Here is a 25569-nt window from a genome sequence, read left to right as displayed (position 1 = left end):
AAGCCTGCGATCAGGTGAGTAAGCTGCCGGGATGAACCAGACCTCAGCTTCCTCATCCTTCCCCGGCCCGCGCGGCCCGGTCGATCACGACATTCGTGATCAGATTGTCGCGGCGGCCAACCAGCATTTCAGCCAGTATGGCTACGGCAAAACCACCGTGTCTGACCTGGCCAAGGCCATCGGTTTTTCCAAGGCGTACATCTACAAGTTTTTCGATTCCAAGCAGGCAATCGGCGAAGCCATTTGCGCCAATTGCCTGGGGCAAATCGTGGCGGCGGTGGAACTGGCGATCAACGCAGAGGGGCTGTCACCGACCGAGCGTTTCCGCCAGTTGGTCAAAACCGTGATTGCCACGGGTGTCGAGTTGTTCTTCACCGACCGCAAGCTCTACGACATCGCAGCCTTCGCCGCCGGCGAAAACTGGCCCAGCGCCCAGCGTTACGACGCCCGGATCAAAGGCTTTATAACCGACATCGTGCGTGACGGGCGCACGGCCGGTGAGTTCGAACGCAAGACGCCGCTGGACGAAACCGTCGAATCGATCCATCTGGCGCTGCGGCCCTTCGTCAATCCGCTGATGCTGCAACACAACCTGGATTTCATCGAGGTGGCGCCGACGCTGACCTCGAATCTGATTCTGCGCAGCCTGATGCCTTGATGCTGCGCTGATCCGTCTCCGCCACCTTTCACGTTCTCGCCGCGTACCGGTTCGAAAATGTATTCAACACGTTCAATAAGTGACTATTGACGAATATGGTCACATGGATAATATCGGCCGCTGTTCTTCTCGATGTTCCATTTCAGAAACACCCATAGAGTCCTGATAATGAAAAAAACAATGCTCAAGCGTCCCGTCGGCCTGGCTGTGGTTCTGGCGTCTTCCAATGTGCTGGCGGGCGGTTTCGCGCTCAATGAGCAAAGCGTCAGCGGCATGGGCTCGGGGTTTGCCGGTCGCTCTTCGTCTGCCGAAGACGCCAGCACGGTGTTTGGCAATCCGGCGGGCATGGCGCGGCTGAAAAGGGAGCAGGCGAGCGTGGGGCAGGCGACGCTGTTCGCCAAGTCCGATATCAGCCACACCCGCAGTACCTTCGGCGGTAAGGAAGACGGCGACATGGTGCCGACCACCACGGTGCCGATGGGCTATTACGTCAAACCGATCGACGAGCACTGGGCCTTCGGTGTCGGGTTTTATGTGCCGTTTGGCTTGATTACCGACTACGACCGCGGTTTTGCCGGGCGCTATTACGCCAATAAAAGCGAAGTCACCACGCTGACGTTCCAGCCCACCCTCAGCTATGCCTTCAACGACAAGGTGTCGATCGGTTTCGGCCCGACCATCAACCGCATCAGTGGCGAGTTGTCTGGGATGGTCGCCAACCCGCTGAGCCCCGGGCGCAATGACGGCAAAGTCAAAAGCACTGGCGACGACACCGCGCTGGGCTTTAACGCAGGCGTGATGGTGCAGGCGACTGAGCACACGCGCCTGGGCCTGACCTACCATTCCAAGGTCAGTTACCACCTCGACGCAAAAACCAAAGTCAGCGATGGCATCTTCAACCTGCTAGGCGTCAGTGGTCGCAGCTACGACGCCTCGCTGGACGTCGACACCCCCGAGTCGGTGGACTTCTCGGTGACCCATCAACTCAATCACGACTGGACGCTGTATGCCGGCAGCACCTGGACGCGCTGGAGCCGCTTCAAGGAGCTGACCATCGAAAACAGCGGTTTGCCGCCGTTGCTCAGCGGCCAGTTGGGCACCATCAGCGAAGAGCAGAACTGGCACGACACGTGGGCCCATGCGATTGGCGCGGCGTATCAACTTAACAACCAATGGGTGCTGCGTGCCGGGTTCTCGGTTGATCAGTCGCCGGCCAACAACAGCAACCGTGGGCCGCGCATTCCCACGGGTGATCGCAAGGTGTTCAGCCTCGGTGCCGGTTGGACGCCCGCGGAGAATGTCACCATTGATGTGGCCTATTCCTACCTGCAGGAGGAGAGCGTCGATATCAACCACACCGCAGCCGGCAAAGGTGCGTACAGCGCCAGATACCGCAACAGCGCCAGCGGACTCGGCACGTCTGTCAGTTACCGTTTCTGATCAGACGTTGCCGTACGGGGCGGGCCTGACTTGCGGCCCGCTCGATTTCGCCTGTAGCGACTCAGCGCGCCGCGACAGGCGCGGGCTCGGCGGGCTGCCAGCCACCCCCCAACGACTTGAACAACGCCACCGCCGCACGGGTTGATTCGGTTTGCGCTTGCGCTCGGGCATCCGCGGTTTGCAGTAACGTCTGATCGGCACGCAGCACATCGATCAGGCTGGCGGCGCCTTTCTCATAAGCACTGAACGACGATTGCCGAGCCTCGGTCAACGCCGCTTCGCCGGCGCCAAGGGTGCTGGCCTGGGCTTGCCGATTGACCTGTGCTGACAGTGCATTTCCGACGTCTTCCGTGGCGCGCAGTACTGACTGTCGATACGCCGCCAGCGCTTCGGCTTGCAGACCTTTGGCCTGGTCGATCTGGGCGTCGATGCGCGCAAAGTCAAAGAGCCGCCAGCGCAGGCCGAGCAGGGCGGCGGACTGGCTCGCGCCGCTGGTAAACAGGTTGCCACCAGAAACCGCCGTCGCGCTGCCGAGCAAGGCACCGAGGGAAAATTTCGGGTAGTACTCGGCCATGGCGGCGCCGATGCGCGCGTTGGCAGCCGCCAGACGACGCTCGGCGACGATCAGGTCCGGCCGGCGCCGGAGCAACTCAGCGGGTGTGGCCAATGCCTGCGAGGGCGGTGCAGCGGGAATGCTTCCCGCATTGGCCAGTTGCGTTCGATGCGTACCCGGCGGCGTGCCGAGCAACACGTCCATGGCATTCATTGCCGCATCCACACCGGTTTGCAGCAGCGGCACGCTCGCCTCGACTTGCGCCAGTTCGCCTTCGATTTGCCGCACCTGATAGTTCGCCGCCAGACCCTTGCTATAGAGCAGTTGGACTTTCTCTAGCAGTTGACGCTGGGTTTTAACTTGTTGCTCGGCGATGTCCAGGCGTGTCTGCAAGCCGCGCAGGGTGACGTAGGTATCCGCCGTCTGTGCTGCGATCACCAGGCGTGTCGCGCTGAGCCCCGCTGCGGATGCCTGGTACTCGGCGACCGCCGCCTCGCGTTCTCGACGCAGTCCGCCAAACACATCCAGCTCCCAGCCAGCCTCGAGATTGATCTCATAAGAACTGCCGTAGCGGTCATAGCCCGGAGACGAATTCAGCACCTGGCCGAGTGGCGTTTCCACCGATTGGTAAGCGCGCGCAGCCTGGCCGTTGACACTTGCCGAGGGCAGCAGCGCGGCATTCGCAGTGCCCAGCCCGGCGCGTGCCTGGGTCACTCGCGCGGCGGCCTGCGCCAGGTCGAGGTTCTGCGCCAGTGCCTGAGTGATCAAGGCGTTCAGAAGCGGGTCATTGAAGCTTTCCCACCAAGTGACAAGGCTGGCTGCAGATGCGGCCATGGCAGGCTGGCGCTGATAATGCTCCGGCAGTGGGGCGGCGGGGCGCTGGTAGTCGGGGCCGACCGTGCAACCCGCGATCAAGCCGACGCTGACCAAAAGAGTGATGGGGCGGAGGAGGTGCATGGTAATTCCTGTGTGGGCTTGGCAACGCTCAACCGAGCGAAGCGAAAATCTGACGTTTAGTGACTGTTGACGATATTGGTCACAAGGCTGAGAATATGATGGTCATCCTATTTTAGTAAAGGAAATCCATGCGCCGGCTCAGTTCTTTTCCCCTCGCAGCCTGTTGGCTGCCCCTCGTCCTGACGGCGTGTGGTGATGCTTCCACCGCGCAAGACCCACGGACCCTCGCGCCCTTCGTCAGGTCGGCGGTCGTGCAGCCTGCGGAGGATGGTTCGCGGTCATTCACCGGTGTGGTGGCGGCGCGGGTGCAGGGCGACCTGGGGTTTCGCGTTTCGGGCAAGGTGCTCGAGCGTCTGGTCGACACCGGTCAGACGGTCAAGCGCGGGCAGCCGCTGATGCGCCTCGACCCGATCGACCTTGGCCTGCAGGCGCGAGCGCAGCAAGAAGCCGTTACCGCCGCCCGCGCCCGGGCCAAACAGACCGCCGATGACGAAGCGCGCAATCGCGAACTCGTCGCCGCCGGCGCAATCTCGGCCTCGGCCTACGACCAGATCAAAGCCGCCGCCGACAGCGCCAGAGCACAACTCAGCGCCGCCGTCGCCCAAGCGGACGTCGCGCGCAACGCGTCGGGTTATGCGGTGCTGGTAGCAGACGCCGACGGCGTAGTGGTGGAAACCCTCGTCGAGCCGGGGCAGGTCGTCAGCCCCGGGCAACCGGTGGTGCGACTGGCGCGTGCAGGTCAGCGCGAAGCCATCGTCCATTTGCCGGAGACCTTGCGTCCGCTCGCAGGCTCCACCGCTAAGGCAAAGCTCTATGGCGATTCGGCGACGGCGGTCAACGCCAGACTGCGCCTGCTGTCTGATTCCGCCGATCCCACCACGCGCACGTTCGAGGCGCGCTATGTGCTCGAAGGCAAACTCGCCAATGCGCCGATCGGTTCGACCGTCACCGTTGATATCGCTCAGGGAACGGCACAAAAACAGGCGCTAAAGGTACCGATCGCAGCGCTGCACAACTCAGGCAAAGGTGCCGGCGTGTGGGCCATTGCCGGTACACCGGCGAAAGTGACCTGGCGCGCTGTCGAAGTGTTGGGGTTGAGTGACGATTCGGCACGCATCGCTGGCGAACTCAGCGTCGGTGAGCCGATCGTTGCGCTCGGCGCGCATCTGCTGCACGAAGGCGAGGACGTGCGCTTGCTGGCCCGCGATGATGCTCAGGTTGCCGGGAGTCATCCATGAGCGAAGGTCGATTCAACCTTTCCGCCATTGCCGTGCGCCAACGCGCGATCACGGTGTTCCTGATCTTTCTGATCGCCGTCGCCGGCACCCTGGCGTTCTTCAAATTGGGCCGGGCAGAAGATCCGCCGTTCACCGTCAAGCAGTTGACCGTCATCACCGCATGGCCGGGCGCGACCGCGCAGGAGATGCAGGACCAGGTCGCCGAACCGCTGGAAAAGCGTTTGCAGGAACTGAAGTGGTACGACCGAACGGAAACCTATACCCGCCCCGGGCTGGCGTTCACCGTGGTGTCGCTGCTCGACAGCACGCCGCCGTCGCAGGTGCAGGAAGAGTTTTATCAGGCGCGCAAGAAGCTCGACGACGAGGCGATCAAGCTCCCGGCCGGTGTCATCGGGCCGATGGTCAACGACGAGTTCTCCGATGTGACATTCGCGCTGTTCGCCCTGAAGGCCAAGGGCGAGCCGCAGCGCTTGCTGGTGCGCGATGCGGAGTCTTTGCGCCAGCGCCTGTTGCATGTGCCGGGGGTGAAAAAGGTCAACATCATCGGTGAGCAGGCCGAACGCATCTTCGTCTCGTTTTCCCACGATCGCCTGGCGACGCTGGGCTTGTCGCCGCAGGACATCTTCGCCGCACTGAACAGTCAGAACGTGCTGACCCCCGCCGGATCGGTCGAAACCAAAGGGCCTGAGATTTTTCTGCGGGTCGATGGCGCGTTCGACACCTTGCAGAAAATTCGTGACACGCCGGTTGTCGCGCAGGGTCGCACCCTGATGCTCTCGGATGTGGCCACGGTCGAGCGCGGCTACGAAGACCCGGCGACCTTTCTGGTGCGCAACAACGGCGAGGAAGCGCTACTGCTCGGCGTGATCATGCGCGAGGGCTGGAACGGTCTGGATCTGGGCAAGGCGCTGGATGCCGAAACGCTCAACATCAATGCAGAAATGCCGCTGGGCATGACCCTGTCGAAAGTCACCGATCAGGCGGTGAATATCGACTCGGCGGTCGGCGAGTTCATGGTCAAATTCTTCGTCGCGCTGCTGGTGGTGATGCTGGTGTGCTTTCTCAGCATGGGCTGGCGTGTCGGCGTCGTGGTCGCTGCAGCGGTGCCGTTGACCCTGGCGATCGTGTTTGTAGTAATGGCCGCCACCGGCAAAAACTTTGACCGGATTACCCTCGGCTCGTTGATTCTCGCGCTGGGCTTGCTGGTCGATGACGCGATCATCGCCATCGAAATGATGGTGGTGAAAATGGAGGAGGGCTATGACCGCATCAAAGCCTCGGCCTATGCCTGGAGCCATACCGCCGCGCCGATGCTGGCTGGTACGCTGGTGACGGCGATAGGCTTTTTGCCGAACGGTTTCGCCCAGTCCACGGCGGGCGAATACACCAGCAACATGTTCTGGATTGTCGGCATCGCGTTGATCGCTTCGTGGGTGGTTGCGGTGGCTTTCACGCCGTATCTCGGGGTGAAGTTGTTGCCGGAGATCAAGCAAGTCGAAGGCGGGCACGCGGCAATCTACGACACGCCGCGCTATAACCGTTTCCGCAAAATTCTGGCGTGGGTGATCACCCGTAAATGGCTGGTGGCGGGCACGGTTGTCGCGCTGTTTGTGGTAGCGATTCCGGGCATGGGGCTGGTAAAGAAGCAATTCTTCCCGACCTCTGACCGTCCCGAAGTGATGATCGAAGTGCAAATGCCCTACGGCAGCGCGATCGAGCAGACCAGCGCCGCCACGGCCAAAGTCGAGGCATGGCTGCAAAAACAGCCGGAGGCAAAAATCGTCACCGCCTATATCGGCCAGGGTGCGCCACGGTTTTTCCTGGCCATGGCGCCAGAGTTGCCGGACCCGTCATTCGCCAAGATCGTCGTGCTGACGGACAACCAGGACGCCCGCGAAACCCTCAAGTTGCGTTTGCGCGAAGCGGTTGCTCAAGGCCTCGCCCCGGAAGCGCGCGTGCGTGCCACACAAATCGTCTTCGGCCCGTATTCGCCGTTCCCGGTGGCTTACCGAGTGATGGGCTCTGATCCGGCTAAATTGCGCGACCTCGCCGAGCAGGTCCGCAGCGTGATGCAGAACAGTCCGATGATGCGCACCGTCAACACCGACTGGGGGCCGCTGACGCCGACGCTGCATTTCAACCTCAATCAGGATCGCTTGCAGGCGGTCGGGCTGACCTCCAGCGCCGTGGCCCAGCAGTTGCAATTCTTGCTCAGCGGCGTGCCGATCACGGCGGTGCGTGAAGACATCCGTTCGGTGCAGGTGGTTGGCCGTGCGGCGGGCAACATCCGCCTGGACCCGGCGCAGATCGAAGGCTTTACCCTGGTCGGTGCAGCAGGGCAACGCATTCCGCTGTCGCAGATCGGCAAGGTCGAGGTGCGCATGGAAGACCCCATCCTGCGGCGCCGCGATCGCACCCCGACCATCACCGTGCGCGGCGACATCGCCGAAGGCTTGCAGCCACCGGACGTGTCCGGCGTGATCATCCAGCAACTGCAGCCGATCATTGCGCAACTGCCTCCCGGTTACCGAATCGAACAGGCCGGCGCCATCGAAGAGTCGGGCAAGGCCGGCAAAGCGATCTTGCCGCTGCTGCCGATCATGATCGCCGTAACGCTGCTGATCATCATCGTCCAGGTGCGCTCGATCTCGGCGATGATCATGGTCTTCCTCACCTCGCCACTCGGCTTGATCGGCGTGGTGCCGACGCTGCTGATCTTCAATCAGCCGTTCGGCATCAACGCACTGGTCGGGTTGATTGCACTGTCGGGGATTCTGATGCGCAACACGCTGATTCTGATCGGACAGATTCATCACAACGAACAGGAAGGCCTCGCGCCTTTCGACGCCGTGGTCGAAGCCACCGTGCAACGGGCCAGGCCAGTGCTGTTGACCGCACTGGCGGCGATTCTGGCGTTCATTCCGCTGACGCACTCGGTGTTCTGGGGCACGCTGGCGTATACGCTGATTGGCGGCACGTTTGTCGGGACGATTATTACCTTGGTGTTCTTGCCGGCGATGTATGCGATCTGGTTCAGGATTCGGGCTGGGAAGCAAGAGCAGGGGGAAGGCGTGAAAATGGCCTAGGCAGGTGAAATTTGTGGTGCGTGGGCGGGCCTCTTCGCGGGCAAGCCCGCTCCCACAGGGGTTTGGTGGAAAGCGGAAATCTACTTGGATCCAATCATTGACTCACTGTATCGTTAGTAGACAAACGGTAGCCTCAGCCTATTGTCAGAAGTGATGGCGCAATGACATATTGCAGCACCATCCCTCACTTCATGATGTGCCGAAAATGCGCCCCCTCAAGTCACTTGTTGCAGCGTCGATGCTGCTCAGCGGGTGCAATGGAATGCCAGTCGCTTTTGTTCAGGATCCTGTTTTAGACCAAGCCTTTGTCGTTCACTCCGGCGCGCCTTTGCCTTACGTGCTGATGGGTTCGGCTGTGCAATGGAATGAAGATTACGCCGTGACGGTGAAGCACATTCCGTATCTGTCGGGCGCGGTTTTTCAGGGCCAGGCGGATGTGCAGTTCTTCCGGCACAAGGCCGGCAGCGTGCCGGCGTGGCGCGGCTACAAGCCGGGCGAGGAGCTGACGTCGGTGGGCTTCAATTCGCTGTACATGTCGGTCAAGGGCACCGGCCAGGCGCTGCCGGCGATGGTGCGTCTCGACGTCAAAGAGGGCAACGTGCTTTACGGCACTCATAATGGCGCGCTGGCCAAGGGCATGTCTGGTGGACCCGTGTTTTCCGCCGACGGCAAGGTGGTCGGCATCAACGTGGCGTTCCTTACCCGCGATGACGTCAGCCGGCTCAAGCGTAAAGACTTGCTTGATCAACCGCGCGTGAGCATTTTCCTGCCTTATGCCGAAATCAATCGCGAGTGGACGCGTTATCAAGCCAGCCTCGCGCCGAGCGTGCCGCCGACGACCAAGCTGGCCAGCCGCTGATCAGCGTTCGCGCAACGCTTCGCGGGCGCGGTTGAGCGGTTTGATCAGGTAGTCGAGCACGGTTTTTTCGCCGGTGCGAATGTCCACCGTGGCGATCATTCCGGGGACGATGGCGAAGCGTTTGCCGGCCTTGTTGCGCAGTTCATCCGACGCGGTGCGGATGAACACGCGGTAGTAGAAAATCTCGGGTTTGGCTTCGTCCTGAATCGTGTCCGGCGAGATCGTCACCACTTCGCCGTCGAGGCTGCCGTAGATTGAATAGTCGTAAGCGGTGATCTTGACCTTGGCCGCCTGGCCCGGATGGATGAAGGCAATGTCGCGCGGCGAGATGCGCGTCTCGATGAGCAGTTGTTCATCGAGCGGCACGATCTGCATGACCTGGCCGTTGGGCGCGATCACGCCGCCGATGGTGCTGACTTCGATGTCTTTGACGATCCCGCGTACCGGCGAGCGCAGGGTCAGGCGTGACAGCGAGTCGGTGCGCCCACGGATCACCGCTTCGAGCATCTGCGCCTCGGCATTGGCTTTGGCCAGATCTTCGCGGGCGCGCACCATGTAATCGGAACGCGCTTCGGTGGCCTTCAACTCCAGCTCGGAGCGCTGGCGGGTCAGGCGCAAGACTTCGACCCGGCTCGAGGCGCCGATCTTCGCCAGGTTTTCAGTGATCGCCAGTTCGCTGCGCACCAGTTTCAACGAACTCTGAATGCCATCGAGGGTTTCCGCCAGGCCTTTGCGGCGGGTCTGGAACAGCTCGGTTTCGGCGCGGATCAGCTCGGGAAACTCCTGCAGCGAAGGATCGAACGTCAGCGGTTTTTCACTGACTTCAGCCTGCAAGCGATTGACGCTGGCCAGCGCCGCGCGGTACTTGGCCGCGCTTTCGCCGACGTTGGACTGGTTCTTCACCGGGTCGAGTTGGGCGAGAATCTGCCCGCGCTCGACCAAGGCGCCTTCGCTGACATTGAGCTGTTCGAGAATGCCGCCCTCCATCGACTGGATCACCTGCTCGCGAGAACTCGGCACGACCTTGCCGGTGCCGGTCGAGACTTCGACCACTTCAAACCACGCCGCCCAGGCGATGAAGCAAGCGAGCATCAGCGCGCAGCCCCAGATCACTCTTGCACCCCCGGCGATGGCGCGTTCGTCGCGGCCGTCGAGGTAGGACATCGGGTCGGGCACGTCAGTCATCATGGGTTTCATACCGCGACTCCCTTGCCTGGGGCGCGCAACCGTGCCAGCGCTGCGTCGCGATGGTCATCGATGACGATGCGCCCGTTGTCGAGGACGACGATCCGCTCGACCAGTTGCAACACACTGACCCGATGCGTGGCGACCACCAGCGTGCGGCCCTGGGTCCAGGTCGCGAGTTTTTCCAGCAGCAGACGTTCGGTGACGTCATCCAGCGCCGCCGTCGGTTCGTCCAGCAACAGCACTTGCGGCTGGCGCAGCAACAAGCGCGACAGCAACAGGCTCTGGCGCTGACCGCCGGACAGACCGAGGCCGCCTTCAAGCACCAGATGATCCATGCCTTTGGGCAATTGACGAACGAATTCGAGCGCGCCGGTAACGTTCAGCGCGGCGATGATTTCCTGATCGCTTGCCTGACCGGCGCCGAGGGTGATGTTGTCGCGCAGGGTGCCGTGAAACAGCCGCGCCTGTTGCGACAGCAGGCCGACGTCGCGGCGCAGGTCTGCCGGATCGAGATGCGCTATGGCGATGCCGTCCAGCGTGGTTTCACCGCTGCTCAGGTCCATCGCACCGCCCAAGGCCTGGAGCAACGTCGATTTGCCGGCGCCGTTGCGGCCGAGCAAGGCGATGCGCTCGCCGGGGCGAATGGTCAGGTCGATGGCGCTGAGCGCCGGGGCCGATTCTTCGCTGTAGCGGAAACTCGCCTGGCGCATCCGGTAGTCGCCACGAATCGCCGGCAGGTGCACGCGCTGGCTGCCCTCAGGGTGATCGACCGGCATCTGCATGATCCGGTTCAAGCCTTCCAGCGCAACCTTGGCCTGCTGCCAACGGGTGAGCACGTGAGTCAGTTGCGCCATCGGCCCCATCATCCGTGACGACAGAATCGACGCCGCGACCAGACTGCCGGTGGTCAGGTCGCCGGCAATCACCATCGGCGCGCCGAACACGATCACCACGGCGAAGATCGCGCCTTGCACGTTCTGCGTCCACGCCACGAGGCTGTTGGTCAGGGTGCGCAAACGCAGGCTGCTGTCCGCCGAGGCGGCGTTGTATTGATTCCATTGTTGCTGGAAACGCTGTTCGGCCTGCAGCGCCTTGATGTCGTCGAGGCCCTGAATGCTTTCCACCAACATCGCGTTGCGCAGCGCGGCTTCGCGCATCGAGGCATTGGCCAGTTTGGCCAGACGCGGTTGCGCGACGATCCCCGGCAACAGCATGAACACCAGCGCCACTAGCGGAATCAACACCAGCGGCCCGCCGATCAAATAGAACACCAGCAGGAACAGCAGGAAAAACGGCATGTCGGCCAGCGCCGTGGCGGTGCTGGAGGTGATCAGGTCGCGAATCTGCTCCAGCTCGCGCAGTTGCGAAATGAACGAGCCGGTGGATTTCGGCCGGGCGCAATTGCGCAGGCGCAATGCATGACCGAACACCAGATCGGACACCCGCAAATCGGCGCGCTTACCGAGCACATCGGTGATGCGCAGCCGCAGAATGCGCATGACGAAATCGAACAGCAGCGCCAGCATCACCCCGCCGAACAACACGTACAGGGTTGGCAAGGATTCGGCCGGAATCACCCGGTCGTACACCTGCATGGAAAACAGCACCCCGGCCATGCCCAGCAAGTTGGCTACCAGCGAGGCGATCATTACTTGGGTGTACGGCCTCAAGTCGGTGAGGACAATGCGGCGGAACCAATGCTCGTCGTAGGGCTTGATGTAGTCGTTGGTGCGCACGTCGGAGACCGGTTGGGTCGGGCGCAGAATCACCGTGCGCAGTGCCTGTTCGGCGAGCACGGCCGTGTCCATCCGGCTCTGCAAGCCTTGGTCGCCGCTGAAGCAAATTCCCAGTTCGCCGGCCTCGCCGATGCTTTCCAGCACGCCGACCTGACCGTCGCGCAACTGCACCACCAGCGGCGTGCGCCAACGGCTCAGGCTCTTGTTGTCGAACACCGCGAACTTCACGCTCAAACCGGCCTGACGGGCAATGTGCCGAAGCACTTCTTCGACGCGGCCTTCGCTGTGCACTGAAGCCAGGCGCACGCTTTCCGGGGAAACATCGATGCGATAGTGACGGGCGACCTTGAGCACCGCTTCCAGCCACGGCGAATAATCTTCGCGCGCCTCGGCAGCCACGGTTTCGGGAATAGTGATGCTGGCGTCGGTCATGGCAGGATCTCGACATTCTGGATGGCGCTGTGGTCGATGCCGAAGACCCGGCGAATCGTCCCGCTGTTGTAGAAGCAATCGATCTGCAGGCGTTGCAGATCGGCCTGGGTGTTGACCAGATCGAAGCGCGACTGGTGGATTTCCTGCTCGGCGTTGAGCAAGTCCAGCAGCGGCCGCGTGCCCAGTTCCAGGTACTGTCGGCCGTACAACATGCGCGCCTCGGTGATGCTGGTCTGGCGCAATTCCAGCGAGCGCAGCCGACGGTTCAGGCCCGAGGTCTGCGCCTGGGCTTCAGCCAGACCCTGGCGGGCTTGCAGTCGGGCAAAGTCTTCGGCCGAGTCCGCGGCGGTCAAGGCATGCCCGGCGGCGCGGCTGCGGGCGCTGATGGCACCGCCCTGATAGATCGGCACTTCGAGGTTGAGGAAGATCCCGACCTGGGTGCGATCGGCGCGCGAGTTCTGATCGTCGTAATGGTCGTCGAGGTATTGATTGACCGACGGTTGCAGCGACAGGGTCGGGTAGGCTTCGGCCTTTGCCTGCGCCAGTTCGGCCTGGGCCTGGGTGCGTTGCGCGGCGGCTTGCAGAACGGCGGGCAGGGCATCGGAGATTTGCGAGGCATCGCAGGCCTGGCTCAGCGTCGGCGCGGCGGCTTCGCTGACCGCTGGCGGCGTGCGGCGTCCGAGCAGGCTGGTCAAGGTGGCTTGCCAGCGCGCGTACTGCGCCTTGAATTCCTGCAACGTGGCGGTCGCGCCTTCGGCCCGGGACTGCGCCTGAACCATATCGGAACGGGTGCTGGCGCCCATGTCGCTGCGCTGTTTTGCCAGATCAACGATGCCGCCGATGCCTTGAATCTGTTCACGGGCAACCTCAAGCAGACGCTGATAACGCTGTACTTCGATGTAGGCCTTGGCGGTGTCGCGGGCCACGTCGTCGATCGCCAGCAGAATCCCGGCCTGACTACGCACCACGCGAGCGCGGGCCGCGTCGACCGAGCTGGACACTTTGCCGAAATCGTAGAGCATCTGCTTGAGGGAAATGTTCACTGACTGGCTGCCGGCATCGCTGCCGTAACCGCTGGTGTAACCGCCCTTGATGCCACCGGTGACCTGCGGGTAATAACCGGATTCGGCGACGTTGACGCCTTCGCCTTGCTGGAACAGCGTGCCGATGGCCTCGCCGATCCGAGGGTGCCAGTCCACGGCCAGGCGCACGGCTTGTTCCAGGCCCAAAGCGTCCACATTGGCGGACGCCCGCGAAGCAGGGGCAGGGCGCTGACGGTTGTCATTGCCTGCCGGTTGTTGCAGTTGCGCCGGGCTGATGCTGCGCAAGCGGCTGTCGAGATTGTCGTCGGCGCGAACGTCGACGGTGAACGCGGGGTAGAGGCCGATGGTCAGCACGACCACCGGCCATTTCTGGCGAAAAACTGACTCCACAGACTTCCCTTACTGTTGAGAGACGGACGTTGCTGGTGCCTTGTTTCAGACGACTTGGATGCCGTTTTGCACCCACAAGTGGTGGCTCGGATCCTCCTGTGCCGTGTATTGAACATAGTCGATGCCGTCGGCTTGTTGCGCGCCATCGGCGACCCAGCCATCGGTCATGTGCACGCTGTCCTTGTCATCACCCTTGATCAGCAGGGTGTTGTTGTCAGAGGAAGTGATCGCCAGCAAGTCGCTGAGGTTCAACGTCAGTGACACCGCACTGGAGTGGTTGAGGTCGAGGATTTCCACGTTATCGATCTTGCTCTGCAGATCGCCGAGGTTGATCGATACGTCGCCACCGGCCCAGAGCAGGGTGTCGGTGCCGCTGCCGCCATCGACCGAGGTGAACTGCTGGTCGGCGATGATCAGCGTGTCGTTACCGGCCCCGCCTTGCAGAGTGATGGCGCCGCCGTGCGAGCCGTCGAGGGTGTCGTTGCCGTCGGTGCCCTGAATCAACTCGCTGGCGGCAGGCGCGTGAGCCAGACCGAGGTCATCGCTGGCCAGCGCCGAGAACGCGGTGCTGGCGAAGGCGCCGGCCTTGTTCAGGTCGATGGTCAGTGTGGCGGTATCGACCGTGCCGTTGGGGTGAGTGAGCTGATAGGTGAAGTTGTCTTCCTGACCGATCACTGCATCGGTCAGCCCGGCCTTGAGCGTGTAGGTGTAATTGCCGTTGGCCTGCACCAGCAGCGTGCCGTAGTTGCCGACCAGCGAGACGCCGTTGTAACCCGGCGCCACGTAACTGCCAGCGACCAACACACTGAGCAGGGTATAGACCGAGCCCAGCACATCGGCGCCGCCGCCCGCGGTGTCGGTGAGCAGGTTGCCCGACACCGGCGTGTAGCTGCCGACCACAAACTGGTTGGTGTAGGTGGCGACGTTGATCAGGCTGGTATTGACGCTGGTGAGCAGACCGAGACCGCCGACCGCCACCCGCACCTGATAAGTGCCCGCGGTCTGATCATCGAACTTGATCCCGTAGTTGCCGCCGCCGAGATTAAGCAGCGCGTTGCCGCCGTAGCTCTTGACCAGCACGTACTGGTTGGTCGCGGTGTTGAGTTTGTACAGGCCCACCGTCATCGAACCGAGCAGGGCCAGCAGGTTGCTCGAGTTGACCATCACGGTCAGGTCGCTGACGGTGTTTGCCGCAACCACGGTGTTGTAGTTGCCGCTGCCACCGCCCAGCAACACGTTGAACGTGCCGAGGGCAGAGTTGCTGGTGACTTCGCGGTTGACCAGAGTGACGTCAGTCGACGCGATGTCCGCCGTAGCATCGACCACCAGCGCCGGGCTGCCGAGGTTGGCGTCGTTCCACACTTCGGTGGCTTGCGGGCTATCGATGCGCACGTACAGGTTGGCGGTGTCGCTCAAGCCGTTCGGGTGCACCAACTGATAGTTGAACACGTCGACTTTGCCGACGCTGCTGACGCTGCCGTTGGGCTTGTAGCTGTAGTTGCCGTTGGCGTCGATGGTCAGCGTGCCGTACAACCCTTGCACCGTGGTGCCGGCCCCGGCGCTGACCCAGGCGCCGTTCTTGAAGATCTGCAATTGCGCGCCGTTGTCCGGGCCGGTCTGGTCGGCGGTGCCATCGACGCCGACGTTGGTGATGACGTTGCCGGTCACCGCTGGCCCGGCGATGCCGTTGAACTGGGTCAGGCTGCTGACGTCGAGTTGCAGTTGCGTGTTGACCGTGGTCAGCACGCCGATGCCGGTGCTCGATACGGTCAGCCGGTAGTCGCCTGACAGCAAGTTACCAATGTCGACGCGCACGCCTTGCCCGGTGAGGGCAATGAGGTCGAGCAGACCGCCGCTGCCGTTGACATCCAGGGTGACCCAGGTGCCGCTGGCATTCTTCACCTGCAATGTGTAGACCACGCCGTCGAGCAGCGAAATCAGGCTGTTGGTGGTCAACGTCAGGGTTGGATCAAGCCGCGTGCCGCCGGCCACGGTGAAGGTGAAAGTTTTCGAGAAGCCGGCCAGCAGCGTGGTGAACGAATCGTTGAAGGTCTGCGACGCGGTGACCGGAGCCAGAGTGACAGTGCCGACGGCAAGGTTATCGCTGGCCACCACCGGTGCGTTGACGTCGATATCCGGCGCCGTGACATTAGCGGCGACCGAGACATTGCCGCGCGCATCGCTGAGGTTGACGGTGAGTTTTTCGCCGTTGATCTGCGCGCTGTTCAGGACAATGTTGAACAGCCCGAGATTGTTGACCGTGCCGGTCCCCAGCACGGTGCCGGCGGCCGATTTGATGGTGACGGTTGCGCCGGCCTCACCGGTGCCGGTGACGCTCAGACCGTCGGCGCCGACCAGCAGCGCCGTGGCGGCAGCGGGTGGCGTCAGGTCGGGCGCGGTGGCGCTCGCCGCTGCCGACACGTTGCCGCTCGGGTCTGCCTGAGTGACGCTGAGCACCTGGCTGTTGATCTGCGCCGACGCCAGCAGCACCGAGAAGCTGCCGTTAGCGGCGACGGTGGCCGTGCCGAGCACCACACCGCCGACGCCACGCACACTGATGGTTGAGCCGGGCACACCGACGCCGGTGAGCAAGGTGCCGCTGCCATTGACGCTGACCCCGGTGGGAGCGCCCGGAGCGGTAACATCCGGCGCCGTCAGGCTGGCGTTCGGCGAGAGGTTGCCGGCCGGATCGACCAGGCGCACGGTCAACAGCTGGCCATCCAGTTGTGCGCTGTTCAGGTTGAAACTGAAGGTGCCACCACTGCCTACTGTCGAGGTGCCGAGCAGCGCGCCACCCGGCCCATAGACATTCACCGTCGCGCCCGCTTCGCCAGTGCCGCTCACGGTCAGGCCATTGGTGGCCAGCGCCAGACCGGTCGCTGCGAGCGGTGCCTGGGTGTCGTTCGCCGTCAGGTTGAACACCGGCGACAGATTGCCCGCCGGGTCAGCCTGTTGCACGTTGAGCTGCTGGCCGTTGAGCTGAGCGCTGGACAGTTGCACGGTGAAGCTGCCGCTGGCATTGACCACCGCCGTACCGAGCACGGTACCGGCGGCGTTGGTCACGCTGACCGTGGCGCCGGCTTCACCCGTGCCGCTGATCGCCAGCCCGGTGCCGTTCAGGGTCACATTGCTCAACGCTGTCGGTGCTGTGGTGTCGGCGACGTTGAGGTTGGTTGACGGTGAAACATTGCCCGCCGCATCGCTCTGGCTGACGCTCAATTGCTGACCGTTGAGTTGCGCCGTGGACAAGGTCACCGAGAACGTGCCGTTGCCCGCCACGGTTGCGGTACCCAGCACCGTGCCTCCAGCGCCACGCACGGTGACGAGGGCACCGGCTTCACCGAGCCCGCCCAGCACCAGCCCGCCGCCGCTGAGCAGCAGCGCGGTCGGTGCGGCGGGGGGCGTGATGTCGGGTGCGGTGACGTTGAGACCGGACGACGTGTTGAGGGCCGCATCGGTCTGAGTGGCATTGAGTAGCTGGCCGTTCACCTGCGGCGCATTCAGTTGTGCGCTGAATGTGCCATTCGCCGCCACGACCGTTTCACCCAGCAACACACCGCCCGCGCCGGTGATTCTCACCGTTGCGCCGACTTCGCCGCGACCGCTGACCAGTGTGCCGCTGGCGTTCACTGCCAGGTCGCTGAGTGGCGCTGGCGCCGAGGTGTCATCGGCAGTGATTTCCGTTGGCAATGAAGCGCCACCCAGCGGCGTATTGGCGGTGACCTCAAGGCTCTGGCCATTGGTTTGCGCCGGCGTCAGCACGACACTGAACGTGCCGTCCGGACCGGTGATGTCGGTGCCGATCAGGCTGTTGTCAGCGCCGAAGATGTTGATGGTGGTGCCGATTGCCGCGGTGCCGGTCAGCGTCGCGCCGTCGCCCGACAAGAGCAGATTGCCTGGTGCATCCGGCGCCGGGACAGCCGGTACGCTCAGGATGGCATCAGCGGAAACGTTATTGGCCGCGTCGGTCTGGGTCACGGTCAATACCTGCCCGGCCGTGATGCCCGGCGTCAGGGTGGCCAGGAACGTACCGTTGGCCGCGACGGTGGCAGTGCCGACGACATTTCCGAGCGCGTCAGTCACCTCGACGCTGGCACCGGCCTCTCCACGCCCGGCGAGCTGGGTCAGATCGCCGCTGATGGTCAGACCGGTGACGGCATCTGGAGCGCTGACATCGGGCACAGGGAAGGGCAGCGCTGGCGATACGTTCAGTGCCTCATCGGTCGCGATCACCGACAACACCTGGCCATTGGTCTGGGCCGGGTTGAGCGTGACCGTGTAAGTGCCATTGCCCAACGCCACGGCAGTGCCCAGTACGGCGCCAGTGGCCGACAACACCGTCACGGTGCTGCCGGCTTCGGCAGTCCCGGCGATCGAAACGCCGTCTGCGGTCAACGATGTGACGGTCGGCGCGAGCGGCGCGGTGCTGTCTGGCGCATCGACCAGGGCGGGCTCGGACAGGTTGTTTTTCGCATCGGCCTGCACCACCGACAGCGTGCGGCCATCGAGTTGCGCTGCGGACAACGTCACGCTGAAATTGCCGTCGGCGGCCACTGTCGCGGTGCCCAGTACCACCGCACCGTCACGCACGGTGACGGTCGCCCCGGGCTCGCCGGTGCCGGTTACGGTCAGGCCGTCCTGGCTGACATTTAGGTCGGCGACTTCCAGTGGAACGGTGGTATCGCCTGCTTGCAACGGTGCGGTCGGTGAAGTGTTGAAGGCCAGATCCGTCTGATTGACGCTCAATTGCTCACCGTTAACCTGCGCGGGGTTGAGGGTCACGCTGAAGGTGCCATTGGCTGCCACGGTTGCCGAGCCCAGCACGGTGCCGGTCGCGCTGAGCACGCGTACGGTGGCGCCGGCTTCACCGGTACCGGTCAGTGTCAAACCATTAGCCGTAAGTTGCAGCCCGTTAGGGGCAGCCGGTGCGGTGACGTCCGGCGCGGTAACTGGCGCTACGGGCGAAGGGTTGCCTGCAGCATCGCGCTGGATCACCGACAGGGCTTCACCGTTGAGCAGCGGCTGATTGAGGGTCACGCTGAAACTGCCGTCCGCCGCGACGGTGCCGGTGCCGACAATGGTGCCGACCGCGTTGGTGATGACCACTTGCGAACCCGCCGCGCCGGAGCCGGTGATCAGGCTGCCACTGGCATCGATCGCCACATCGGTCAGCGCCGCCGGTGGTGTGCTGTCGGCGGCCAGCAGGGTGCCGGCAGGCGAGGTGTTGCCAGCGGCATCCGCGAGCTCGACAAAGATCGTTTCGCCATTGGTTTGCGCCGGTGAGAGGGTGATCTGGAACAGGCCGTCACTGCCGACCGTGCCGGTGCCTAGCACCGTGCCGTCTGCCAACTTTACGCTGACCTCGGCGCCGACTTCGCCACGGCCGGTGAGCACGTCGCCAGCGACATTGATTTGCAGATCCACAGGCGTGGCGGGCGGGGTCAAGTCCGGTGCGGTGACCGGCACCGGTGCGCTGACGTTGCCGGGCGGATCGGCCTGCTGCACGTTGAGGATCTGTTCGTTGATCTGCGGCGGGGTCAACGTCACGCTGAACGAGCCGTCAGCGAGCACCACGCTGGTGCCGAGCAGGGTGCCGTTGGCGTCGCGCACGGTCACGGTCGCGCCGGGCTCGCCGGTGCCGGTGACCAGCGCGCCTGAGCTGTTGATGTCGACATTGGCCAGCGGGTCAGGCGGGGTGAAATCAGGGGTGGTCAGGCTCACCGCAGGCGAGTCGTTGCCCGCCGCGTCGGCTTGCACCACGCTGATCACTTCGGCATTGCTCAGCGCCGGGGTCAGCGTCAGGGTGAAGGTACCGGTCGGGCTGACCAGTGCAGTGCCGAGGACATTGCCGTCACTGTCGATGACCCGCACCTGCGCGCCCGGTTCGCCGCGCCCGGTCAAGGTCGCGCCGTCGCCGCTGATGCCCAGTTGCGCCACGGCCGCTGGCGGCGTGCTGTCGACCGAGGTGAACGGTGTCGCCGCCGAGGTGTTGCCTGCGGCGTCGGTCAGCGACACGGTCAGTGCCTGACCGTTGGCTTGCGGCGTGGTCAGGGTGATCGCAAAGCTACCGTCAATGCTCACGGTGCCGGTGCCAACCAGCGTTCCAGCGGCGTTGAACACCTTGACCGTGGTACCGGCCTCGCCGGTGCCGGTCAACACACTGCCGTCATTGCTCACCGCCAGGGCGGCGGGTGGGTTGGGGGCGAGCAGGTCCGGAGCGATCAGGTTGACGCTGTTGGATTCGTTGCCGGCGGCATCGGCCTGGCTCAGGCTCAGGGTCTGCCCCGAGGTTTGCGCCGGGTTGAGGGTCACGCTGAAGGTGCCGTTGGCCGCCACCACTGCGCTGCCGAGGATCGCTCCGCCGGTGCCAAGCACGGTGACGGTGGCGCCGGCTTCACCGCGCCCGGTCAGCGCAGTGCCGTTCGCTGCCAGGCTCAGTTCACTGAGGGGCGTGGGTGCGGCGATGTCGGCCGCGGTGTAGTCGGTAGGCGACGAGTTGATGCCTGTAGTCGATGTCGCCACGGCAGACAATTGCTCGCCGTTGAGTTGCGCAGCGTTGAGGGTAACGCTGAAACTACCGTTGGCCGCCGCCACGGCGCTGCCGAGCAACACGCCCGAGGCATTGCGAATGCTCACGGTGCTGCCAGCATTGGCGGAACCGGTCAGGGTCAAGCCGTCGGCGCTGAGGGCCAGATTGGTTGGCGCACTTTCCGCCAGATTGCCCGGCGCCGTCACCGGTGTCGCCGGGCCGCTGTTGCCGGCGGCATCGATCTGCACAACCGAAAGCGTCGAACCGGCGACCGCCGCCGGTGACAAAGTGATGCTGAAATTGCCGTTGTTGCCGACAGTGGCGGTGCCCAACAGCGCACCGCCGGCGTCGCGAACTTCAACGTTGGCGCCGACTTCACCGATACCGGTCAACGTCGCACCGTTGGCGCTGACCGCCAGATCATTCGCCGCCCCCGGCGCAGTGGTGTCAGCGGCATTGAGAATGGCCGGAGCTGACGGATTGCCCGCCGCGTCCGTGGCCGTCACGTTCAGCGACTGGCCGTTGGCTTGCGCGCTATTGAGCGTCACCTGGAACGTGCCATTGGCGGCGGCGGTCGTACTGCCGAGCAAGTTGCCCTGGCTATCGCGCACCGTGACCGTACTACCGGCCTCGGCATTACCGGCCAGTTGCACACCGGCGGCGTTCAAGGTCAGCCCGCTCGGAATGGCTGGCGGGGTCAGATCGACCGCGATCACTTCGATGGCCGTCGACACATTGCCCGGCGGGTCTTCCTGAGTAACCGTCAGCACCTCGGCATTCAGCTGCGGCGTGCTCAGGGTGACGCTGAACGCGCCGCCGCTGCTCACCTGCGCGGTACCGAGCACCGTGCCGTCGGCGCTACGCACGGACACGGTGGCGCCAGGCTCGCCATGACCAGTCACGGTCACGCCATCAGCATTCACCACGACCTGCGTCAGGGCCGCCGGAGGGCTGATGTCGGGCGCGTTGAGGCTGGTCGATGGCGACACATTGCCCGCTGCATCGGTCTGGCTGATCGCCAACGCTTCACCGTTGGTGGGCGCGGGCGCCAGGGTCACGCTGAAGGTACCGCCCGCGCCAACCACGCCACTGCCCAACACGGTGCCGCTGGCATTGGTGACGATGACCGTCGCACCGACTTCGCCAGTGCCGCTGAGCGTAGTGCCGTCGGCGCTTATAACAGGATTTTGTACGGCGGCGGGCGGTGTGCCGTCGACGGTGAGCACACCGGTGGCGGTCGAGGTGTTGCCGTTGGCATCGGTCAGGGTGACTTGCAGGGTCTCGCCGGTGGTCTGCGCGTTGGGCAGGGTGATCTGGAAGTTGCCGCTCTGATCGACCACACCGGTGGCCAATACATTGCCCGCGGCATCACGCACGGTCGCGGTGCTGCCGGCTTCGCCCTGGCCTTTGACCACGGTGCCGACGTCGTTGATGGTGACGGCGGTTGCGGCGGCGGGCGGCTGCAGATCGGTGGCGATGAGGCTGGCAGGCTGCGACGGATTGCCGGCGGCGTCGCTCTGGATCACGGTGAGCGCCTGGCCATTGAGTTGCGCCGGTGTCAGCGTCAGGCTGAAGCTGCCATTGCTGGCAACCAGTGCGGTGCCCAACACCGTGCCGTTGCTGTCAGTGACGGTGACGGTCGCGCCGGCTTCGCCACGGCCGGTCAGCGCGCTGCCGGTGGCGTTCAATAGCAGATTGCTCACCGCCTCGGGCGGTGTGCCATCGGCCGCCGTTACCGTGCCCGGCACCGAGACATCACCGTCGGGGCTGGTGGCGGTGACTTGCAGCACCTGCGCGTTGATCTGCTTGGCACTGAGCAACAAGGTGAAGCTACCGAATTCATTGATCAGGCCAGAGCCCAGTACATCGCCATTGCTGTTGGTCACGGTTACCGTGCAACCGGGCGTTCCCGTGCCGGTCAGAGTGAATCCGTCGGCGCTCAAGACGAGATTGTCCGGGGTCGCGACCTGGCTTCCGTCAAGGCCCGTCAGTGGAACGGCCGGAGAATCGTTGCCGCCGCCGTCAGTGCTGATCACTTCCAGATCACCGCCAGGCTCGGCCGGTGGATTCAGGGTCACCACGAAACGGCCATCCGCACCCGCCATCGCGGTGCCCAACACCGTGCCACCCCCGGCGATGCTGACGGTGACCCGCGTGCCGGGCTCGGCGAGGCCGGAAACCTGATCGCCTGCCGGGTTGAGCGCCAGATCACTGACCGGCGCCGGCGGAGTGTTGTCCGGCGCAGTGACAGCGCCCGGCAATGAAGCGTTGGTACCGTCCGACACCACCACCTGCAGGGCTTCGCCATTGGTCTGGGCGGTATCGAGGTCGACCGTGAAAGCGCCCGTGCCGTCAGCGGTCGCGGTGCCGATGACGTTGCCGTTGGCGTCCAGCACTTCGACGGTATTGTTCGGCTGCGTGGTGCCGGTGACGGTGGCACCCGCCGGGTCGATGATCAACCCGGTCGGTACTGGCGGGGCGGTGACGTCCGGTGCGGTGACCGGGGTGGCCGGCGAGGGCAGGGTGCTCGCATCGGTCTGAATGACGCTGAGCTCCTGGCCATCAAGTTGCGCCGGGCTGAGGTTGACGGTGAAGCTGCCGTTGCTGGCCACCAGCGTGGTGCCGAGCACCGTGCCATCCGGCGCGGTGACGGTGACGGTGCTTCCGGCCTGGCCGGTACCGGTCAACGTTACGCCATTGCTGTTGAGCACCAGATTGTCAGGGGCCAGCGGCGCTGTGGTGTCGGCCGCAGTCAGTGGGGTGCCGGGGGATACGTTTACACCGTCCGATTGGCTGACTTGCAGCGGCTGACCGTTGGTCTGGGGGCTGTTCAACGAGACCGTAAACGCACCGTTGCCGTCGACGATCGCGGTGCCCAGCGTGTTGCCGGCCAGATCCTTGACCGACACCGTGGCGCCGGGCTCGCCGGTACCGGTGAGTATGCTGCCCGTCGGGTCCAGTGCCACGTTCGCAGGCGCAGTGGGAGCTTGAATATCCGGCGCCTGAACCGGCACAGCCGGCGAAGCCGACGTCGAGGCGTCAGTCTGCGCGACGTTCAAATTCTGACCGTTGGTTTGCGGCGAGGAAAGATTGATCTCAAAACGGCCATCGCTGCCGACCACGGCAGTTCCCAAGACCACGCCGCCGGCGTCGGTGACGGTCACGGTGGCGCCGGGCTGACCGTTACCGGTAACCACAGCGCCGTTAGCGGAAATGTCCACATCGGAGACTGCAACCGGTACCGTAAGATCGGGCGCCGTGACGTTGACCGGCGCCGACGGGTTGCCGTCGGCGTCGGTCTGAATCACTTGCAGTTGTTGCGCGTCGGTCTGCGGTGTCGACAGGTTGATGGTGAAATTGCCGTCGATGCCGACCGTGCCGGTGCCGATGATATTGCCCGCCGGATCACGCACGGTGATGGCGGCGCCGGCCTCACCCTGACCGGTCAGCGTCTGCCCCTGGTTATCCAGGGTGACGCCCGTCAGTGGCGCCGGGCCTTGGGTGTCAGGCGTTACATAGGTCAGCGGGGCGGAGGTATTGCCCGCGCCATCGCTGGCGCTGATCTGCAGGGTTTCGCCATTGTTCTGTGGCGGGCTCAATTGCACGGTGAAGGTACCGTCGGCGCCGACCACAGCGGAGCCGAGCACGTTGCCGTTGGCATCACGCACGGTCACGGTAGACCCGACCTGGCCGCGGCCTTTCATTTGCGCGCCATCCACGCTCAAATCGATGTCGCTGGGCTGCGTCAGGCCGTCGAGGTCGACGGCTATGACGGTGACCGCCGGCGAAGGATTGGCAGCGCCGTCGGTGAGCTGCACGCTGAGTGCTTCACCGTCGATTTGCGCCGCGTTGAGTTGAACCGTAAACGAGCCGTCCGCCGCGACCAGCGCCGTGCCGAGCACAGTGCCTTGGGCATTGGTCACACTGACCGTGCTGCCGGGTTCGCCGCGGCCGGTGACAGACAGGCCGTCGCTGCTGACGGACACGTCCGTGGCGGCAGCGGGGCCGGTAATATCCGCTGCGTTGAATGTCACCGCAGGCGATTGCACGCCGGCACTATTGAGCGCGACAACGCTGATTACTTCACCGTTGGCTTGCGCCGGGCTGAGCGTCACCGTAAAGGTGCCGTCAGCGCCGACCGTCGCACGCCCGAGCACGTCACCATTGGCGGCACGCACTTCGACCGTGGTGCCGGCCCTGGCCGTACCGCTGAGCTGGCTGCCGTCACTGCTCAGACCGAGGTTGGCAGGTGTTTGCGGTTCGACGATCTCCGGTGCGCTGATTGTCGCGCCCGTGGAGATATTCCCGGCGGCATCGATGGCATTGACGGTCAAAGGCTGTCCGCCGGTTTGCGCAGGGCTGAGCGTGACGCTGAAGGTGCCATCCGCCGCCGCTACGGCGCTGCCCAACAGGCGGCCATCGGCTGCGCGCACCTGAATGGTCGCGCCGGCTTCACCAATGCCAACGAGTTGCGTGCCGTTGGCGCTCACGCTGAGATTGGCGGGAGCGGCAGGCGCAGTGGTGTCCGGCGCAGTCACCGTGCCCGGTGTGGACACATTGCCTGCACCGTCGGTCAGCGTCACGTCGAGGGGTTGGCCATTGGTTTGCGGGGTGTTCAGATCAACCTGAAATTGCCCGTCAGCGCCGACGGTGCCTGAGCCCAGCAGGTTGCCCGCTGCGTCGCGTACCTGTACCAGACTGCCAGCCTCGCCAAATCCGCTGAGCACGCGACCATCGGCCGACAAGCTCAGACCGGTCGCAGTCGCGGGTGGCGTCGCATCGCCATTGCCGCCACCACCGCCGCCTCCGCCACCACCGCCTGCAGCCGCGGCCGCACCGCCCGCGCCCAACAGACCCAGCCCGGCAATCGCCCATGCGGGGGTGGCACCGTCAACCACGCCGACACCGGCGATCAACTCGTCGAGCGAGCCTATTTCGTCGAAGGTAAAGCCATTGAAGGGTTCTGCGTTGTAGCGCGCCTGCCACAGGGTGGCGTCGTCGCCCTGGAGCACGATGTCGTTGGCAACTCCATCAGGGCTGGTGACAAAGAAATTGGTGATTTTGATCTGCTCGCCAGTCTTCAGATTCAGGATCAGATCCTGACCGCTGCGACTGGTTGAAGCCAGTTGCTCGGGCCGGGCCGGAATTTGTACAACTGAAGGCTGATTGAGCAGAACATCGCCCCAATTCTGCGCGGTGAGTTGCGAACTGGCTTTGTCGGCGATAACGATGTTGTCCATTACTACTCCCTGTTAGTGCATCGGCGGACCGCACGGATATATTCAAAACCATAGATAGGGAGTGTGAGTTCGGGTCGCCTGATAACTGTCAGTTACTACGAAGCGCTTTCATTGGATCTCTTAACGCTCTGTTAAATAGAGGAAAAAAACGAATTTTCCGTTTGTCGGGACGTTGGATCCAAGGGGCTTTTCGATGAAACAAAATGTGTCGTTGATAAGC

Annotated in this window: 10 protein-coding genes; 5 read left to right on the top strand and 5 right to left on the bottom strand. The window is 63.9% G+C overall.

Annotation, left to right across the window (positions count from 1 at the left end):
• The first annotated feature begins 31 nt into the window (after nucleotides 1-31).
• Together V6F91_RS18385 and V6F91_RS18380 are read left to right on the top strand one after the other, a co-directional pair.
• The gene (locus V6F91_RS18385; protein ID WP_332766849.1) at nucleotides 32-658 is read left to right on the top strand and encodes a TetR/AcrR family transcriptional regulator; all 627 of its coding nucleotides are present in this window, start codon (nucleotides 32-34) and stop codon (nucleotides 656-658) included.
• A gap of 168 nt (nucleotides 659-826) precedes the next feature.
• Nucleotides 827-2098 (top strand): OmpP1/FadL family transporter, encoded by a 1272-nt coding sequence (locus V6F91_RS18380; protein WP_332766847.1) that lies wholly within the window; start codon nucleotides 827-829, stop codon nucleotides 2096-2098.
• A gap of 61 nt (nucleotides 2099-2159) precedes the next feature.
• Here the strand turns inward: V6F91_RS18380 and V6F91_RS18375 are convergent, their stop codons facing one another.
• Nucleotides 2160-3608 carry an efflux transporter outer membrane subunit gene (locus tag V6F91_RS18375; protein ID WP_332766845.1) on the bottom strand — a complete coding sequence of 483 codons (1449 nt, stop codon included), beginning with the start codon at nucleotides 3606-3608 and terminating at the stop codon, nucleotides 2160-2162.
• 128 nt (nucleotides 3609-3736) lie between these two features.
• On the opposite strand from V6F91_RS18375, the gene V6F91_RS18370 reads away from it, so the two are divergent.
• From V6F91_RS18370 to V6F91_RS18360, 3 genes are all read left to right on the top strand, one after another.
• Entirely contained in the window at nucleotides 3737-4846 is a 1110-nt protein-coding gene (locus V6F91_RS18370) for an efflux RND transporter periplasmic adaptor subunit (RefSeq protein ID WP_332766843.1), read from the top strand.
• The gene (locus tag V6F91_RS18365) at nucleotides 4843-7932 is read left to right on the top strand and encodes an efflux RND transporter permease subunit (protein ID WP_332766841.1); all 3090 of its coding nucleotides are present in this window, start codon (nucleotides 4843-4845) and stop codon (nucleotides 7930-7932) included. The genes V6F91_RS18370 and V6F91_RS18365 overlap by 4 nt, the downstream gene beginning before the upstream one ends.
• 355 nt (nucleotides 7933-8287) lie before the next feature.
• A complete protein-coding gene (locus tag V6F91_RS18360; RefSeq protein ID WP_332766837.1) occupies nucleotides 8288-8791 on the top strand; it encodes a trypsin-like peptidase domain-containing protein in 504 nt (167 codons plus the stop codon).
• On the opposite strand, the gene V6F91_RS18355 is transcribed toward V6F91_RS18360, so the two are convergent.
• From V6F91_RS18355 to V6F91_RS18340, 4 genes are read right to left on the bottom strand one after another with little or no spacing between them, the layout of a single operon-like run.
• Nucleotides 8792-9979: an HlyD family type I secretion periplasmic adaptor subunit gene (locus V6F91_RS18355; RefSeq protein ID WP_423815342.1), complete on the bottom strand. Its 1188-nt coding sequence runs from the start codon at nucleotides 9977-9979 to the stop codon at nucleotides 8792-8794.
• Between the two features lie 5 nt (nucleotides 9980-9984).
• The gene (locus V6F91_RS18350; protein WP_332766835.1) at nucleotides 9985-12147 is read right to left on the bottom strand and encodes a type I secretion system permease/ATPase; all 2163 of its coding nucleotides are present in this window, start codon (nucleotides 12145-12147) and stop codon (nucleotides 9985-9987) included.
• The gene (locus V6F91_RS18345) at nucleotides 12144-13580 is read right to left on the bottom strand and encodes a TolC family outer membrane protein (RefSeq protein ID WP_332766833.1); all 1437 of its coding nucleotides are present in this window, start codon (nucleotides 13578-13580) and stop codon (nucleotides 12144-12146) included. The genes V6F91_RS18350 and V6F91_RS18345 overlap by 4 nt, the downstream gene beginning before the upstream one ends.
• Nucleotides 13581-13625: 45 nt before the next feature.
• Nucleotides 13626-25349 (bottom strand): BapA/Bap/LapF family large adhesin, encoded by an 11724-nt coding sequence (locus V6F91_RS18340; protein WP_332766831.1) that lies wholly within the window; start codon nucleotides 25347-25349, stop codon nucleotides 13626-13628.
• Nucleotides 25350-25569: the final 220 nt, after the last annotated feature.

This window comes from Pseudomonas koreensis (assembly GCF_036668835.1).
In the GTDB taxonomy this organism is placed as follows: domain Bacteria; phylum Pseudomonadota; class Gammaproteobacteria; order Pseudomonadales; family Pseudomonadaceae; genus Aquipseudomonas; species Aquipseudomonas koreensis_I.
Note: the sequence above shows the minus strand (reverse complement) of the source record. Positions and strands in the feature narration are given on the sequence as shown.

Bases quoted from the DNA above. Each gene is read 5' to 3' on its own strand.
- V6F91_RS18370 (WP_332766843.1), top strand. From the start codon at position 3,737: ATGCGCCGGCTCAGTTCTTTTCCCCTCGCAGCCTGTTGGCTGCCCCTC.
- V6F91_RS18375 (WP_332766845.1), bottom strand. From the start codon at position 3,608: ATGCACCTCCTCCGCCCCATCACTCTTTTGGTCAGCGTCGGCTTGATC.
- V6F91_RS18350 (WP_332766835.1), bottom strand. From the start codon at position 12,147: ATGACCGACGCCAGCATCACTATTCCCGAAACCGTGGCTGCCGAGGCG.
- V6F91_RS18355 (WP_423815342.1), bottom strand. From the start codon at position 9,979: ATGATGACTGACGTGCCCGACCCGATGTCCTACCTCGACGGCCGCGAC.
- V6F91_RS18385 (WP_332766849.1), top strand. From the start codon at position 32: ATGAACCAGACCTCAGCTTCCTCATCCTTCCCCGGCCCGCGCGGCCCG.
- V6F91_RS18365 (WP_332766841.1), top strand. From the start codon at position 4,843: ATGAGCGAAGGTCGATTCAACCTTTCCGCCATTGCCGTGCGCCAACGC.
- V6F91_RS18340 (WP_332766831.1), bottom strand. From the start codon at position 25,349: ATGGACAACATCGTTATCGCCGACAAAGCCAGTTCGCAACTCACCGCG.
- V6F91_RS18380 (WP_332766847.1), top strand. From the start codon at position 827: ATGAAAAAAACAATGCTCAAGCGTCCCGTCGGCCTGGCTGTGGTTCTG.